Here is a 17,803-nt window from a genome sequence, read left to right on the forward strand (position 1 = left end):
CCAAAAAATAAAACCTTCAAAAAACCCGCACCCTGAAGGGTGGGGCTACACGGACAAAGCGGTGCCTGCGCGGGCTAAAAGAGCCTTGTTAGGTGCGATCGCATCAAAGCAAGGATGATTTATTTGTTGGAATACCCTAAGCGTTTGGACAACCCCCGTTCTCTTGAATATTCCATTCGCGATGGTTCTTCAGTAGAAAATTCGGGTAGTAAACTCTGATTCACCTTGTTTCAGAATCTAATGCTGAGTGATGATCCTTTAAGGATATCCATAATAATGTGATTACAGGGATTGCTGTTTTACCCCATAGAGTTGGGATAACGACTGAAGTCGTTACTACGAACTTGGGATTTTGTTCGTGTTTTAATTTTGATTGGGGACGATGAATCGTAAAATAGAGAGGAAAAAAATAATTAAAAACAGGACTAAGCCAATACTACAGGCATAGCCAATTTCTAACTCGGCAAATGCTTTTTCATATAAATAATAGACGATTGTTTTAGAACTATTTCTGGGTCCGCCTTGGGTCATGATGAAGACTTCTTCAAAGACTTTGGTGGCGGAAATTGAAGAAATAACGGCAACTAAGAGGAGATAAGGAGTCATTAAGGGGACGGTAATATCCCAGTGTTTTTTAACTCCATCGGACCCATCTAAGGCGGCGGCTTCGTATAATTCTGGGGAGATAGATTGCAGTCCAGCTAGGTAAATCATCATGTAATATCCCAATCCTTTCCAGATGGTTACTGCCATGACGCTAAAGAGGGCAAGTTCGGGACTGGTTAGCCAGGGAATGCCGGAACCGGGTTGGACTAATCCTAGGGTTTGGAGGATTTGATTCAATAATCCGTTCTCTGCATAGAGCCATTTCCAGGCGATTCCGGCAACGACGATGGAAATAACTACCGGGGTGTAGTAGGCGGTTCTAAACCAGTTCATTCCGGGGAGTTTGCTGTTGACTAGGATGGCAATTCCTAGGGGTGCAATGACGAGGATGGGAACGACGCAAGCGAGGTAAAGTAGGGTGTTGCGGAGGGTTTGCCAAAAAATGGGGTCGGTCCAGAGGCGTTGTAGGTTGGCAAGTCCGACCCAGTTGGGGGCTTGGGTTATATCATATCCATAGCGGGTGAAGCTGAGATAAAAGGCTTGCAAGGCCGGCCAAAATACGGTTAATCCTAGGATGAAAAGGGCTGGAAATAGGAAGAAATAAGGGGTAAAGGAAAAGTTGGGCTTGAGGATTTGAGAGAGTTGTTTGTTTAGCATTTAAGCTGTAATGAGATGAGAGAATTGAAGGATGAAGTTTGTTTTTATAGAGGAGACAGAGCCTCGTTTTTGACATTCCCAGGCAGAGCCTGGGAACGAGTTTAATCTCAAATCTGGTTGTAGAAAGTCTGATTTTATAGTTCATCTAAAATAACATCATATGATGGGGTTTGGAGAGGAATTTTGACGATAAAGGTGCTGCCTTTGTCGATTTCACTTTCGATTTGGATCTGACCTCCATGTAATTCTACACATTTTTTAACGATCGCCAATCCTAACCCCGTTCCTCTAATTGTACCTACATTGGTAGCTCTTTGAAAAGATTCAAAAAGTTGTTGCAAGTCTTGTTGGGGAATTCCAATTCCTGGGTCTTTAATCCGAAAGACCACAAGACTGGCGGGGTGATGCAGATTAGTGGTGACGGGTTCGGATTCTATGGTGAGTTCTAGGGTGATTTCGCCGCCTTGGGGGGAGTATTTGATGGCGTTGGAGAATAAATTATTGAGGATTTGTCGCAGCAGTTGGGAGTCCATAAAGGCGGAAATTTTCTCGGTGTGGGGGATTAACCGAATTTGATGCCGATCGCCTGTACTTACTTTCATCTGTTCCACCGCCCTTGTGCAAAAATCCACTAACTCAATCGGATGCGGTTGAAACTCCAGATGTCCGCTTTCAGCTTGCCCAACTAGAGTAACATCTTCTATCATTCCCGTCATATATTCAATCGCCGTTTTAATCCGTTGATAATGCGTCTCTTTCCGTTCTTCCGGCCAGGTATCACTATAAACTTGCAGCAATTCAGCCGATGATAAAATCACGCTCATAGGCGTCCTAAACTCATGAGAAATTGTGGTAATTAATCGACTTTTAAACTCACTTAATTCTGTTTCTATTTCTAATAATCGCCGGATTTCAGCTTCGGCTAATGCCCGTTCTTTAACTTCTGTTTCTAAACGAATTCTCTCTTTCTGTAAAACTTCGGTCGCTTTTTTAGAAGTAATATCTCTAAACACATAGACCGCTCCAATGATTTTATCATTTTCTCCACCAATAGGAGCCACTGTATCATCAATGGGAATTTTGCTCCCATTCTTAGCAATTAAAACTCGTTCATTGGGGGTTTCAACCAAGTTCTCCGTGGGGATTTCCGCAGTTCCCAACCGTTGGGCGATCGCCGCTGACATTTCATGGGTAATCCGAAACACTTGGCCAATCTCCTTGCCCAAAGCTTCCGCTTGTTTCCACCCGGTTAATGTTTCAGCCACGGGATTAATAAACCGAATCCGTCCGATTTCATCCGTAGCAATCACCGCATCTCCAATCGAACGCAACGTCGTAGCAAACCACTCTTTGCTTTGTTTGAGTTCCTGTTCGATTTGATGACGATAAATTGCCATATCAATCGTAGACTTTAAACTCCGGGCTTCCAGAGGCTTAATTAAATATCCAAAAGGGGTGGTGAGCTTGGCCCGTTGCAGGGTATCCTCATCACTATAAGCCGTCAGATAGACCACCGGAATATTAAAGCGATCGCGAATTTGTTCGGCAGCGGTTACCCCATCAATACTGCCCTCCAAATGAATATCCATCAACACCAAATCCGGCTGCATTTGAGCCGCAGCTTCAATCGCCTCCTCACCGGAAGCAACCGCCACCGGCACCTGATAGCCCAAATCTTCTAAAATCGTTTGGATATCTAAGGCAACAATCCCTTCATCTTCTACGACCAAAATTTTTTCGTTACTCATATCTCTCCTGAAGGCAGTTGATGATGTTTGGCCGAAAAGACAATCTGAAAGGCAGTCCCGCTACTGTTGTCCAACTCAATGCTTCCTTTAAGTTGTTTGACTAAAGTATTAATCAACTGCATCCCCAAAGAGCGGGTTTTGCGAAAGTCTACCTCAGTGGGAAAGCCAACTCCATTGTCCCGAACCCTCATCATAAACTCTCTCTGGCTGTGTTCATCCGCCTCTTGGAAGGTGCGATCGAGCGTAATCTCGATCGCCCCAGTCCTATTGGGTGGAAATCCATGTTTGAGGGCATTACACACCAGTTCATTCACAATCAAACCGCAAGGTATTGCCGTATCCACACTCAGAAAGATATCATCAATTTGAAGATTCAGGCTAATCCGCTGAAGACTCGCCCCATAAGACCGAAACAAATGGATGCATAAAGTTTGAATATATTGAGAAAAATCCACCTGGGCGAGGTCCCGAGACTGATACAGTTTTTCATGGATAAAAGCGATGGATTGAATGCGGTTTTGACTATCTTGAAAGAGGGTCCGGGTTGCTGCATCCTGAATGCTTCGGGATTGCAGATTAAGCAGACTCGAAATGACTTGCAAGTTATTTTTCACCCGATGGTGAATTTCCTTGAGGAGGACCTCTTTCTCTTGCAAAGACGCTTTAAGTTGTCCGAGGGCTTTTTTTTGCTCGGTAATATCATACATCGAACCGACAATCTCCAAAGGATTGCCCTCGGCATCGCAAACCAGACGCCGTTCATCGCGCACCCAACGGTAGGTTGAGTTTTGGTGTCTGACTCGATATTCATAAATCTCCTGAGTGCGTTCTTGCAGACGAAAGATATGGGCAAAAAGCCGTTCCGCATCGTCGGGATGGATACATTCAAACCACAAATTGGGATTATTTAATAATTGCTGCGCCTCATAACCGAACTGGCGTAGGATATTTTGACTGATGAAGGTCAAGGCATAGTCTCCAGAGGGCTTACAACTATAAATAATCGTGGGATTCGTACATAGCAGATATTCTAGCCGTTCTTGAATCTGACGCAGAGCTTGTTCCGCTTGTTTGCGCTGGGTGATATCGAGGACAATAAACCCCACCCCTCGCGCCCGACCATTTTTTAGGGGAACGGGAAAATAGCAAGTGAGCCAATGATGAAGAATTCCCGGTTGACAGGGCTTTTCACTGGAGAGTTCCAAGTTGAGGATTGGGGTCCCGGACCGCAATAATTCTTCTACTAAAGATTGAACTTGCTTCGTGACATCGGGCATAATTTCATTCACGGTTTTCCCAATATGTTCCTGGGGGGATAAACCATGAAGTTCAGCGAGGGCTTCGTTGACTTGGATAAACTGCATTTGATCATTGACAATTCCGAGTCCGAGAGAAACGCTAGAACTGGCTTTAAAAAATGAATTGAGCAGTTGTTCGCGCTCAAAAATTTCGGTTTCTAGGCGCTTACGATCGCTGATGTCCCGACCTTCAGCAATCAACTGAATCACCCGATCGCCCTCATCTCGCACCGGCTTAATCGACACATCAATAATCACCCGTTGGTTCTGGGGTCCAAAAATTTCCACCTCATCGCGCCAGAACTCTCCCTTTGCTGCCTGGGCGATCGCCGCGCGAAAACGATTGGCCCCTGGAACCCCCTGACACAGGCATTCCCCCCCAGATTCCCCAAGACTTTCTCCCACTTCCTCGGGCTCCGTTGGCTGCCAACAGGGACAGTCCCAAAATTCTCGCCCGATTGGATTCATCCCCGCCAATCCCCAGACTTCCAATGCCCTCTGGTTCATCTCCAGAATCACCCCTTCGGGACTCAACAAGGCCATAAATTGGAACGTTTGGTTAAAAATGGCATGAAACCGGCTTTCCGACCGGGCGATCGCCTCTTCCGCCTGTTTGCGTTCTGTAATATCCCGCGCCACCCCATCCATGCGAAACCCTTGGCGAGTGGCATCATAAAGTAAATGAGCGCGGTCCTCCAACCACCGAACCTCCCCATCGGGTCTGATAATCCGATACTCGACATCTTGTGACCCCTGCACCAGTAACGCCTCGAAAAACTCCCCAACGCGATCGCTATCCTCCGGATGGACCACCAAGCGCCACAACTCCGGATTTTCAAAAAACTCCTGGCGCGATCGCCCATAAATTCTCTCAAAAGCCGGATTCAAATACAACAATTCCCTTGTCTGCGCTGAAGCGGACCAGACCACATCATTCAGGGACCCCAAAATGCTCTCCAAACGCTCCTCACTCTGTCGCAAGGCCGACTCGACCTCCTGACGACGGGCAATCTCCCCTTGCAATTGTCCAATTAACTCTCGCAGTTCAGCAGTTTGGACTTGCACCCGCTGTTCCAACTCTTGATTAATCTGCTGTAGCGCCGCTTCCGCTTCCTTTCTCGCCGTAATATCCCGATCGATTCCCCGATACCCCTCTAATTTCCCCATCTCATCAAAAATTGGAACACCACTGCTTTCTAACACCACCACTCGGCCCTGTTTGTGCAAATTCACCCGTTCTTTGCAGCTAAACGGTGTCGGTTGAGTCCCCAGTTGCTCAACCCAGCGCCGCTCTTTCTGTGACCATTCCGGCAAGATCCAGGCATCCAACCGTTTCCCGATCGCCTCGGAAGGTTCATACCCTAAAATCTCTGCAATTCTGGGACTACTATAGGTGTATATCCCCCCGGCATCAATCTCCCAGACCCAATCCGTCGTAGTTTCCACTAACTGACGATACCGATCTTCACTCTCTCGTCTGGCTGCTTCTGCCGCTTTGCGACGGGTAATATCGGTGGTAATCCCCGCAATCCGGTACACCTCTCCTTGCTCGTTATAAACCGGAAACCCTCGCGAATGCACCCACCGCAGGGTGCCATCAGGCTGCACAATCCGATTTTCTAGTTCCCCTGAATCCAGCACCTGCTGGGGCCAATTCTCCCAAGTCGGTTGCCCCGCTTCCCAATACAAACTCTCTTGCAAAACCCTCAAATAATTCCGCGATTCCCCGGGTTCCTTTCTCTCTAATTGCTCTCGGGAAATCCCCCACACTGTTTCAAAGGCTGGACTCATATAAATCAACTGTTTCAAGTCACTCGAAACCAGCCAAAATACTTGCTCAATGTTTTCTGCAAGCTGACGGAATCGTTCCTCACTAAATTGCAGTAATTTTTGGGCCAGTTGGCGATGAAAAATCTCCGCTTGCTGCTGTTCCAATGCTTGTTGTAAGGCGACAGTAGAAAAGGCGATCGCCTCTTGAAATCCCGCTTTCTGTCTCTGTTGCTCCAGGTATCTCCCCGGTTGGCTGATTCCCACTTCCGAATCCCCCAGTGGTCCCGAAGTTGGGTTCGAGGGTCCGTTGGTTCTCTGTGTCTGGTTCCCTTGCACCCCCTGATTGGCATTCGCCTGGGGACTCCCACTCCATCCCTGGAGAATCTCAGTGGGAGTCACGATTCCCACCAATTCCCGGGTTGCTGTAACAATCACCCAATGTCGGACCCAAGCATCCTGCATTTGATGATAAATCTGTTCGAGGGAATCCTGGGGGTTTCCCAATAACAAGGGTTGACTCATCACCTGGGATGCGGGGGTATTCTCTAGGTCTAATCCCAAGGCATAATATTGGACAATATCCCGTGGAGTGATGATGCCAATGGGATAGGAGGGATTCAATCCTTCCTCTTGGGTCAATTGATGAGCGGATGTCTCTTCCCCCCTTTGTTCCCCCCTTTGACAGATCACCACACACCGACTATCGGAGGTTGCCATCTGTTCAATCACCTCTAAAATTGAGGCGGTTGGGGAAGCGGTGGCGATCGCCCGACTCATGCCTTCCCAGGCGAGTCGGTGTTCCCTAAACTCCCGGGGTTGTAACCCTTGATGCAGACTCTCATGGGTGACAACCCCGAGTAATTTTCCGTGACTATCCTGGAGTGATAAATACCGAATTTGATGCGTTTCCATATAGGAAAAGAGGGAAAACGGATCGATTGGATCCGTCACTTGGAGTGAGGGGATAGATTGGGTCAGCACTTCGGAAATGGGGCGGGATTCTTCCCCGAGTCCAGCCGCAGCCAAGGTGACTAAATCCCTCTGGGTAAAGAGACCATAGCCTATTTCTCCCTGATGGGGGAGGTTCGAGTCTACCACTAAAACATAGCTCGATCGCGCTCGGTTCATCAGGGCGATCGCGCTTTTCAAGGGGAGATTGGGTGCAACTTTTAAAGGGTGGCATTCGATCCGTTGATTCAATCGGAAGTTTTGGCGATCGCTCATCTTCAGGAAATTTTGCAAACAGGTTTGTTCTAGCACACCAACGGGTTATGAAGTCCTCACGCTTCAGGACAGGTTGTCTCGCTCAGGGGTCTTCTCATTAAATCAGGTAAGACGCTGACCCAGTTTTTTACCCAGAGAAAGGTGCTCAAGAGCAGAAATTTTCTCAACAAACCCGGTAACAGTCCGGTGGATCTAAACCTGTACCAGCATCCTCAAGCCGAAACGGAGATCCCACACTCCCTTGCTGGAGTAGGAAGCAAGATACTCCGATCGGGCAAGATACTCCCACTCCGTTGAGAAGGGGAGTTAAATCCGATCTGTAGACGAGGCCGTTCACGAACTGCCTCCTCTACAGATCGAGTATTTTAGAGTCAGAAGTGTAACAACCTCTTGTTCATCCTTCTTCACTTGAGAACCTTAGGTCAATCGGCAGAACCACATAAACTGTCGTTGCTTGATTCGGGATACTCTCAATGGTTAATTTTCCCCCATATAATTCGGCAAGTCGTTTGGCGATCGCAATTCCCAATCCCGACCCTTGTTGTTCATAAAGTTTGCGATCGAACTGAATATAGGCCCCGTGATTGGCAATTTGCTCCCGAGTCATGCCTCGACCGAGGTCGGTTACGGATAGAGTATAGGATGCAGTCCCGCTCACCTCTCCCTTCACTGCGATCTGCGTCCCCGGTTCAGAATACTTGCAAGCATTATCCACCAGTTCTTCCACAATTTTATAAAGGTGGGTTTCGGAAATTTTGACGAAGGCGTTTTCGATATCAATCTGAATATCCGCTTCTCGACCCGTCTGTTTGCCTTTTTCTCCAACACTCTTGGAAATCATACTGAGGGTCCCACCGATCGCCTGGTCCCGTAGATAATTCATCCGCTGAGGTTGATGAATGGCAATTTCTAGTTCAGCATAGAGTAAATAATTTTGAACCAGCCGATACAATCGCTTGGCGGAAATTTGGATTCCTTCTAACATTTCCTGAATCTCGGCTTTATCGAAGCTATCTATATCCTGCAATAACAGTTCTGAATAGCCGAGAATGCCATTCATTGGCGTCCGCAATTCGTGAGGTAGGGCCTGGGCAATACTGTTGGTTAACGCTTGAAGTTTTTGTTCGGTATTTTTTTGAGTGAGGTTCTGTTTTTCCAGACGGGTGGAAATGGCGGCCAAAATTTCCTGTCGGTTGAAGGGTTTTGTTAAATAATCGTCGGCACCGAGTTCCATGCCTCTGCGGGTATCCCCTTTTGCCGCTTTGGCGGTGAGAAAGATAAAGGGAATCATGGCCGTTGCTGGGTCCTGGCGCAATTCGGTGAGGACGCCGTATCCATCCAGTTCAGGCATCATGACATCGCATAAAATCAAATCAGGCAATTGTTCTTTGGCCAATTCAATTCCTTGCCGACCATTTTCAGCGGCGATCGCCTCAAAATCTTCGGCGTCCAATAAATCGATGAGATTTTCGCGAACCCCGGTTTCGTCTTCAATCACTAAAATTTTTTTCATGGGCTTTACCAACAATTAGGTTAATGGCTTCTTAAGTCCGCAGAGTTGACAATTTTCCTAGGAACTCGTTACAGTGGAGGGAAGAACACCGGGTTGCTTAAAAAGAGGCTGCGGCCTGGGCAACAAATCTGATGCAGAAACTTAGTCTTTTCTCCTTTTTATCAAATCCTGTACCGGAATCTTAGGATGTCGCTTCAGTATTATATCTAAGAGGTCAGTACCGTTGAGGGAAGACCACCGGGTTTGTTGACAAGATTTCGGCTAATCCGTAACCCATCGAGTTGTTACCCCGTAACCGTCCTCGTTGTTTAAGCGGATACCAACGGCCTAGAGGAAAAGAAACCGGGGTTCTGGCCCTCAGTGGAGAAGATCTAGCCTAACCGATTCGGCAGGCGATCGCCCAGTGGAACAGTCTATCTCGTTACCGTTGCTGTCTGTTGCCAATCCGAGGGTTTTGGGCAATCCCAGGGTGCAATCAAATGGCCCGATTGCAAGTCGGTCTTTCCCGGCGCTGGGACTGACTAGGATGCCGGTATAATCTGGGGAAGAGAACCCAGATGTGGTGAAAAAATCTCGGGTTGCTGTGCCACTTTCTCTCTAGGGGTGACACCGGATACCCGTCCCATTTTGCGAATACGGGACCCACAGAATCCGATGAGAACGGGGAAATCATCCCCACTGTTGGGCGATCGCCCGCTCAATCTGGCCTCTTTACTCCGTGAGATGGCGTACACTTTGAGGTTGCAGATCCAATTGCTTGCCTTCTTGGAGCATTCGTTTAAAGTCCTCCGCTTCCACAGGGCGACTAAATAAATAACCCTGAATATTATCGCATTTGTTTTCATACAAAACTGCCAATTCTTCTCGGGTTTCTACTCCTTCAGCAATCACTTTTAAATTTAAAGAATGAGCCATTTGAATAATTGCATTCGTTAGGGCCGCATTAGTAGTATTCGTATTGATATCCTGAACAAAGCATCGGTCTATTTTCAATAAATCAAACGGGAATTGTTGCAAATAACTTAAAGACGAATAGCCCGTCCCAAAGTCATCTAAAGAAATTTGAACTCCCATGGATTTTAATTCATTCAATTTAGCAATAGTCAGTTCAACATTTTGAACTAAGATACTTTCGGTTAGTTCTAATTCTAAATAACTCGGATCCAGTCCACTTTCATCTAAAATCCGAACTAACCGCTCGCTGAGATCGACTTGATTAAACTGGCGAAAGGACAGGTTAACCGCCACTCGCACCGGCGGCAAGCCTTCCGCTTGCCAGGATTTAGTTTGGTTGCAGGCAGTTTGGAGTACCCATTCCCCGATGGAAGCAATTAAGCCGGTTTGCTCTGCCAAGGGGATAAATTTAACCGGAGGAATCATTCCTTGTTGAGGATGATGCCACCGAACTAAGGCTTCCGCTCCCACTATTTTCCCTTGTTCGAGTCCAACAATGGGCTGATAATACAGTTGCAATTCTTGTCTTTCTACGGCATAGCGCAGGCTGGTTTCCAGGGTGAGGTCATCGAGGGATTCGCTTTGCAAGGTGGGGGTATAAGATTGATATTGATTACCGCCCAGTTGTTTGGCATAAGACATCGCCACCCCAGCATTTTTCATCAATTGGTCCACATCTTCCCCGTCCTGGGGATAAAAGCTAAGGCCAATGCTGGCGGTGATAAAGATTTCCCGGTTCTGTAAGCAGAAGGGTTGGGTGAGGCGGTCCAGGATGGGTTGAGCGATCGCCTCGGGCATCGGTTTGCCGGTGGAGAGCGAGGAATAGTCCCGAGGGTCCCACCGAGTCGGGCGATCGCCGTTGTCAGCACCGGATGCCAGGACGATCGCAAATTGGTCCGTATGCAGTCGCGCTAGAATATCCCCCGGGTGGACAGACTGGCTCAATCTCTGGGCAACTTCCTTAAGCAGGCGATCGCCAAAGTCATGGCCGAGGTTCTGATTAATCCGCTTAAATCGGTCTAACCCAATGGATAAAATCGAGATCCAGCCACCTTTTTCATGGGTGCGATCGCGCAAGGGTTCAAACTGCTCGCGGACTAACAATTGATTCGGCAAATTGGTTAAGCGATCGTAATAAATCGACTCAGGGCGCTCCGGCTGCACCGTCGGCACTGGGGCGACTGCGCGGTTCTGTTCCCGAGCGTAACCCTGATATAAGGCATCATGTTTGATCAGCCTCGCCTCGATCGCCCCCAACAACTCTTTGCGCCGAAACGGTTTCGTCAAATAGTCATCCGCGCCCAAATTCATCCCTTGGCGGATATCCGTTTTATCCCCTTTTGCCGTTAAAAAAATAAACGGAATCGTTGCCGTCACCGGATTATTCCGCAGGGCCTCCAGTACCCCATAGCCATCCAATTCCGGCATCATCACATCGCACAAAATCAGGTCGGGAAGATGTTCCTCTGCCAATTGGACGCCGATGCCCCCATTGCACGCTCCAATCACCCTGAAATCCACCGTATCCAGAATTTCGAGAATGTTGTTACGGACTAACTCTTCGTCCTCAATCACTAAAATTTTTTTCATAACCCATTCAGTAGAGCTTTAACATCCTGTATTTTCGGAGAGTCTTAGTTTGCTATCCGGTGGTTAGAGCTGGGACAATACCGAGCATTCTGGTGATTAGATTTTCCCAGATTTTGGCCCTTCATTCACTCTTGGGGATAATTTAGTCCTGATGGCTCCCTCTGCATCGAATTTAGTAGCGTTTATTCGGTGGGTTTTCCAAATTGCCTCCCAATAGGTTGAACTTCCGTAACAGCGTAAAATTATCTGCTGTTAACAAATCTTGCAACTCCGAGACTTGATTAATCAAGTGAATTTCTCGCTCGAATTCTTCCTGTAAAATCTCCAGATACCGTTCTGTAGAGGTTCCCTGGGGCGTATTCTTCAGCATATGAATCGCTAAATTAATCTTAGAAAGCGGATTTCGTAGATCTTCGACTAATTTCTTCAACAGGCCATCTTTGGTCTGACTCAGTTCTTCTAGCTCATACATTTTAGCCTGCAATCCTTCCGCTCTTTGCCGCTCCGTTGCATACTGCTGCATCACCGCCGCTTGTTTATTTAGCCTGGTATTAATCGCTTCTAACAAATCTTTGCGTCGGAACGGTTTTGTGATATAATCATCTGCTCCTAGATTCATGCCTTGGCGCAAATCTGCATGATCGGCTTTGGCAGTCAGAAAAATAAACGGAATCGTTGCCGTCAACGGTGACTCTCTCAATTGACTTAACACCCCATGTCCATCGAGTCCAGGCATCATCACATCGCACAGGATCAAGTCGGGGAGATATTTCTGAGCTTGGGCGATGCCTGCGAGTCCATTATCAGCACCAATAACCTTAAATCCCCCTCCTTCAAGGATTTCCAAGATATTCGTCAAGACGGCTTGTTCATCTTCAATCACCAAAATTGTTTTCATCGGTTATGCTCCAGTTGCTTATCTGGCTTTAAATATAATTTAACTCGGTCGGTTTTATTCGTGACCGTAAACTTAAGTCTTTCTTTGTTGAGTGAATCACCCTGGGATTGGCAATTGCTTTTTGCTAACAAGTAACTGTTGAAAGTCATCAGCTTTTAAGGGTTTACTGAAAAAATAACCTTGCATTGCATTACAGTTAGATTGACACAAAAACGTCAATTCAGCAAGTGTTTCAACCCCTTCAGCCAGGGTCTTGAGCTTGAGAGAATTGGCCATTTGAATGATAGCCTGAGTTAGGGCCGCATTTTTAGGATTTTGGTCAATCCCATCAATGAAGCAGCGGTCAATTTTTAATGTATCCAAGGGCAGTTTGTTCAAATATCCCAAGGAAGAATATCCCGTGCCAAAATCATCAATAGAAATTTGAATCCCTAAAGATCTAATCTCCTGTAAGCGCCGGATTGTCTCTTCAACATTTTGGACCACCATGCTTTCGGTTAGTTCTAATTCTAACCATTGTGGATCCATCTCCGTTTGCTGGAGAATGGTCACTAAGCGCTCTATCAGTTCAATTTGATTCAATTGCCGAATCGAGAGGTTGACCCCAATTTTGAGCAAGGGGAATCCTAAATTAGCCCAGGCTTTTGCCTGTCGGCAGGCAGTCAGGAGGACCCATTCCCCTATCGGCACGATCCAGCCAGTTTCTTCGGCTAAGGGAATAAAATCCCCAGGAGACACTAAACCCCATTCCGGATGTTGCCAGCGAACTAGGGCCTCGGCCCCGATAATCTGACCGCCGATCAGGTCCACCTGGGGTTGATAGTACACCTGGAATTCGGATCGTTCTAGGGCATAATACAGGCTGGTTTCGAGTTCTAGGCGTCTGGGAGCGGCCACTCGGGCTGTAGGGAGATAAAACTGATATTGATTTCCACCGTTGCGTTTGGCATGATCCTTGGCAGTTTTGGCGTTTTCGATTAAAGCATCAGAATCGGCACCATCTTTGGGATAAAAAGAGATCCCGATGCTGGTGGCGATCGCAATTTCTTGACCATCCACCAGAAAGGGCCGCGATAACCCATGACGCAACGATTGAGTTTTCACCACCACGCTTTCCACGCTATCCAGACCCCGAGGAATCAGGACAAAGGTATTCTTAGTAATATGTGCGAGTAGATCCCTCGAATCGCTGGCTTCCCTCAATCGTTGTCCGATCGCGTTGAGTAGCTGCTGGGCTTTAAGGGAGCCTAAATTTTCTTCAATCCGTTTCCATCGGTCTATTTCCAGACTCACCACAACCACCAACTCGCTGGTTTCCCTCTCTGGGGGATGATTGCTAATCAGTTGATGCAGATGCGATCGCAATTGCCGCAGGTTCGGCAACCCAGTGGTTTCATCAAAGTTCAGCAAGCGATCGCACTGCTGTTGTAAACGCTCTAATTCTTTCCCATACCGCTGTTGGATGGTTCTCGATTTTTTCAGCCTCGTGGCGATCGCCATCAGCAACTCTTCCCGCGTAAACGGCTTCGTTAAATAATCATCCGCCCCTAACTCCATTCCCTGTCGCCAATCCTGTCGGCTGGATTTCGCCGTTAGAAAAATAAACGGGATCGTCCCGCTACTCGGATCTTCCCTTAACTCCGAGAGCACGCCATACCCGTCCAATTGTGGCATCATGACGTCACATAAAATCAGGTCGGGAACCTCATTTTTTGCCCGGAGCACCCCCAGTTGGCCATTTTCTGCGGCGATCACATCAAAATTTTCCGCTTCTAGCAGTTCAATAATATTGCAGCGAACTGATTCCTCATCTTCAATCACTAGAATCTTCGTCATAGTTATTGCTTAACGACCTCCAAGCGGTATTGATATCGCTTTCCTCACCGGCTGAACTGCTTCAGGTTTTAACCCTCTACCGTCAAGCCTCCTGCGGTAGGAGTTTTCCCCCGGTTTGCTTTCTTCTTTGAGGTTTTCAGTATTATTCTCCCTCTTTTTCCGGTTCGATTCCAGTGCCATGACGATATTCGTTGCGATCGCCTCCGGGATTCCCAATACCTCCGGGGGGGATAAGGCTTTCTGATTTTGGGGCGGGCTTTATCTGCCGAATAGCCTTTAAACCCAATCCATGTTATCCAGTTTCATCAATCCTATGCGTTAACCTTGTCCAAATTTATAGCTCCCCATTGTTGCTATATCCCCTTCTGTTGTAAATTGGGTCTGTCGTCAGTCTCCTCACTCTTGACCCTGGGCGATCGCCCCATTGCGACGGGGGTCACCGGCTGCCTCTATCTCCCCATCCCCCCTCATTCTAACCCCATTCACCCCGCCAAAAAACATATTTTTTTCCGCCCATTTGATGACCTTTTGGGTCTGCTTCGGCATCTGATTGGACAAATATTCTGCTTCCTCTGTTTCCCACCCCGCTTCCAGATGAAACACCCCATTTTCCCAATGAACCCGAGGAGATTCGATCGCCTTTACCAGATCTATCTTAAAATCAATCACATTACAAATCACTTGTAAAATAGCCGTTCTAATCCGATTAGACCCCCCCGAACCCAACACAATTTCTGGACGATTTTCTTTCAGAACCATCGTCGGGGCCATCATCGAAGAAAGCCGTCTATTTTCTGGCCATTGATGAAATCCATTGGGGTTTAAATCCGCTTCTCCCAGCATATTATTCACCATAATTCCCGTTCCCGGAATGATGTAACCCGACCCTTCTCCATTGGAAGTCGTCACGCTGGCGGCATTCCCTTCGCGATCCATAATACTAATATGCGTCGTACTCCCCAATCGATTACAATCCAACTGAAAAGCACTGAGATACTCAGCGCAATGGTCCGAGGATAAAAACTCCTGGGCAAAATCAGGGATATAGAGATTTTCATCATAGCCCTTGCTGCGCGCCAAATTAGTTAAGCGCATGACATCAGCTAAGTGCTGTAAATGGCGACGACTCCCAAAGCGCAACCCTTGGAAATCCACGGATTCTAATAACTTTAAAGCAAAGGCAATCAGCACTCCCCCAGAACTCGGGGGAGGATTCGTCAGAAATGTTTCATCCCGATATTGAGTGACTAATGGTTCTCGTTCGATTACCTGATACTGACTTAAATCTTCCCGAGTTAAGTAACCGCCATGCTCTTGGCAATCTTTCACGAGTTGTTCAGCGATCGCCCCTTGATAAAACTCCTCAATTCCCGCTTCGGCTAAATACCCTAAAGTCGCCGCCAAATCTTTCAGGTAAATTGTATCCCCCGCTTCCAATCCGTTTCCCTGGGGATCATAAATCTGTTTTCCTGCCGGGGATGCGGTTAAAATGGGATTGAGAATTTTTAATAAATAGGATTGAAAAGAATTGAGAACCACACCCTCGTTGGCATAATGAATAGCCGGTTCAACTACCACCTTAAAGGGTAAACGACCTAACTTTTGATGAACCGCTAAGACCCCGGCTAGATTACCCGGTACTCCCATTGAAGCCAAGCCAATATGAAATTCCTGCACCGCGCCGCCAAAATCAACAGGAACGGGATAGAAATCTAATTCCTGAGTAGGGCGTTTAGAACGAGGAGTTTGGACAAAAAAATCAAACAGGAGATTGCGATCGCCGGTATGGGCGAGGAGAAACCCCCCACCGGCTGCCGAAGTCAGCCCAGGTTCAGCCACGAAAGATGTTAACATAGCCGCAACCGCCCCATCAAAAGCGTTGCCACCCAATCGCAACATTTCAATTCCGGCTTCGGCGGTACAGGGGTGACCGGCGGCAATCATTCCAGGGGTAAATTGGCTCATTAAAAAGGTTAAATTGCGATCGCAATGATGAGAGGTTAGACCCTAGCAATCATAGCAAAAATCTTGATAAACTCAGGAAGTTAGTCAGATGCTCTTCAACTCAACTCAAAGAAGGCTGGGAGACCGAAAAAGATGCTAATCGCCGTCATCATCATCAACGTAATCTTATCTCTCGTCTTTTTCTTCGTTGCCTGGAGACTGAGGAAACTCAAACAGACGATGAACCGCGTTACCCAATCGATCCTGAATGCCGATCGCGTCACCTACGATGTCCTCCATGGCACACCAGCGGCTTTAGCCAAAGGAGAACTCGGGACTCGCAACCTGCGAACCCGATATCAGCAAGTCGAGTTACAACTCTTGCGCTTGCGACAGATCGTGCAACTGCTGAGTTTAGGACAAGCCGCCTGGTTGCGTCGGTCCATCCTCAAGCGGCGACCCCGAAAGCAAAAGCTATCCAAAAGATTATAAACCTCCCCCCCCTCGATAGAAATAACAGCAAACAGACCCGTAAGTTGAGACAAGGGCTGACTATTCCGGCAAAAGCCACCTAGAATGTCAATAAGGTTAGAAACTAACTAAAATGGGCAAGAATCGTTCAGTAATTTTTATGGGCGGAATGCTCCTCGGAGCAGCGATCGGGACCCTCAGCGGCTTGCTGGTGGCCCCCCAAACCTCCCGCCAGACTCGGCGCATCTTGAAAAAATCGGCCCAAGCGCTGCCAGAAATTGCAGAAGATGTTTCCAGCAGTGTGCAGATCCAAGCCGATCGCCTCTCTGCATCTGCGTTAAAAAATTGGGATGAAACCCTCGATCGCCTCCGAGATGCGATCGCCGCAGGGGTTGAAGCCACCCAACAAGAGCGGGAAATCCTGACTAAACCAGAAGTCGAGGTGTCTTCCGAGGCGGGCGATCGTCAGCCGTAATGTTGGCCCAAACCAGCCCCATTCCCGATTCTAGCCCCCCCTGAATCCTTCCTGGTAGAACCCGACTTGTGACAGACCCTTTGTTTTGGCTTGGACTTTCGTTTTTACTCGTTGCTGTCAGCCTGATCCTCGTGCTACTGGCGGCACTTCCGGCATTGCAGGCGATCGCCCGCGCCGCGCGCAGCGTGGAGAAATTAGCCGATACCCTCTCTCGGGAATTTCCCCCCACCCTGGAAGCGATTCGCCTCACCGGCATGGAAATCAGTGACCTCACCGATGATGTCACCGAAGGGGTTCAAAGTGCCAGCAACATGGTAAAAGAAGTCGATCGCAGTCTCGGCAGCGCCAAACAGCAAGCCAAAAAAGTCCAAATTACCACCCGCAGCGTGTTTACTGGCATGAAAACCGCCTGGAAAACCTTTACCCGCACGTCCGAACGACCCAGCAGTTCCCATCGCCGTTCCGTCGATCGCTTACCCCCCTCCCAGCGCAAACCCTTAGAATTCAACGAGCGAGCCACCCCCCAACCCTATTCCCTGTCCGAAGATAGAGACGAACCCACCGAAGACTACTCAGATTAAAAATTAACAATCACAAGGGATTAAAAAACCCAGAACCGGCGAGGGTTTGTCACCCCTGCCGGTTTCTGTGTCATGGCGATCGGCCCCACTATCTCCCCCTTACAAAAGTAGGTTGTTTACGCTTAATACGGAATCCGGTTGTCAAAGGTCTATAAAAACCCGCACCCTCAAGGGTGGGGCTACCAGGACAAAGCCCGCCTGCGCGGGCTACTCCATAAAAACGACTTTTCATACCCGG

At 47.9% G+C, this 17,803-nt stretch carries 12 protein-coding genes; 3 read left to right on the forward strand and 9 right to left on the reverse strand.

Annotated features, from left to right (window positions below):
* Window positions 1-363: 363 nt before the first annotated feature.
* The 9 genes from NG833_RS01750 to ggt form a co-directional block, all read right to left on the reverse strand.
* Window positions 364-1,263, reverse strand: a complete 900-nt coding sequence (locus tag NG833_RS01750; protein WP_254563613.1) for a carbohydrate ABC transporter permease — start codon at window positions 1,261-1,263, stop codon at window positions 364-366.
* A 134-nt stretch (window positions 1,264-1,397) separates the two neighbouring features.
* Window positions 1,398-3,011: an ATP-binding protein gene (locus NG833_RS01755; RefSeq protein WP_254563614.1), complete on the reverse strand. Its 1,614-nt coding sequence runs from the start codon at window positions 3,009-3,011 to the stop codon at window positions 1,398-1,400.
* A complete protein-coding gene (locus NG833_RS01760) occupies window positions 3,008-7,339 on the reverse strand; it encodes a PAS domain S-box protein (RefSeq protein ID WP_254563615.1) in 4,332 nt (1,443 codons plus the stop codon). The genes NG833_RS01755 and NG833_RS01760 overlap by 4 nt, the downstream gene beginning before the upstream one ends.
* Window positions 7,340-7,697: 358 nt before the next feature.
* On the reverse strand, window positions 7,698-8,816 hold the full coding sequence (locus NG833_RS01765) for a response regulator (protein WP_254563616.1): 1,119 nt from the start codon (window positions 8,814-8,816) through the stop codon (window positions 7,698-7,700).
* Window positions 8,817-9,527: 711 nt separating this feature from the next.
* The gene (locus NG833_RS01770; RefSeq protein ID WP_254563617.1) at window positions 9,528-11,360 is read right to left on the reverse strand and encodes an EAL domain-containing protein; all 1,833 of its coding nucleotides are present in this window, start codon (window positions 11,358-11,360) and stop codon (window positions 9,528-9,530) included.
* 172 nt (window positions 11,361-11,532) lie between these two features.
* Entirely contained in the window at window positions 11,533-12,258 is a 726-nt protein-coding gene (locus NG833_RS01775; protein WP_254563618.1) for a response regulator transcription factor, read from the reverse strand.
* Window positions 12,259-12,354: 96 nt separating this feature from the next.
* Window positions 12,355-14,094: a bifunctional diguanylate cyclase/phosphodiesterase gene (locus NG833_RS01780; protein WP_254563619.1), complete on the reverse strand. Its 1,740-nt coding sequence runs from the start codon at window positions 14,092-14,094 to the stop codon at window positions 12,355-12,357.
* Window positions 14,095-14,103: 9 nt separating this feature from the next.
* Window positions 14,104-14,274 carry a hypothetical protein gene (locus NG833_RS01785; protein ID WP_254563620.1) on the reverse strand — a complete coding sequence of 57 codons (171 nt, stop codon included), beginning with the start codon at window positions 14,272-14,274 and terminating at the stop codon, window positions 14,104-14,106.
* A 216-nt stretch (window positions 14,275-14,490) separates the two neighbouring features.
* On the reverse strand, window positions 14,491-16,059 hold the full coding sequence (gene ggt, locus NG833_RS01790) for a gamma-glutamyltransferase (RefSeq protein WP_254563621.1): 1,569 nt from the start codon (window positions 16,057-16,059) through the stop codon (window positions 14,491-14,493).
* A 132-nt stretch (window positions 16,060-16,191) separates the two neighbouring features.
* Between ggt and NG833_RS01795 the strand changes: the two genes are divergently transcribed.
* The 3 genes from NG833_RS01795 (at window position 16,192) to NG833_RS01805 (ending at window position 17,565) form a co-directional block, all read left to right on the forward strand.
* Window positions 16,192-16,530, forward strand: coding sequence for a hypothetical protein (locus tag NG833_RS01795; protein WP_254563622.1), 339 nt, complete (start codon window positions 16,192-16,194; stop codon window positions 16,528-16,530).
* 112 nt (window positions 16,531-16,642) lie between these two features.
* Window positions 16,643-16,984: a YtxH domain-containing protein gene (locus NG833_RS01800; protein WP_254563623.1), complete on the forward strand. Its 342-nt coding sequence runs from the start codon at window positions 16,643-16,645 to the stop codon at window positions 16,982-16,984.
* Window positions 16,985-17,052: 68 nt separating this feature from the next.
* A complete protein-coding gene (locus NG833_RS01805) occupies window positions 17,053-17,565 on the forward strand; it encodes a DUF948 domain-containing protein (protein ID WP_254563624.1) in 513 nt (170 codons plus the stop codon).
* The last annotated feature ends 238 nt before the right edge of the window (window positions 17,566-17,803 follow it).

The sequence above is a fragment of the Oscillatoria sp. HE19RPO genome (assembly GCF_024220515.1).
Lineage (GTDB): Bacteria > Cyanobacteriota > Cyanobacteriia > Cyanobacteriales > Laspinemataceae > Laspinema.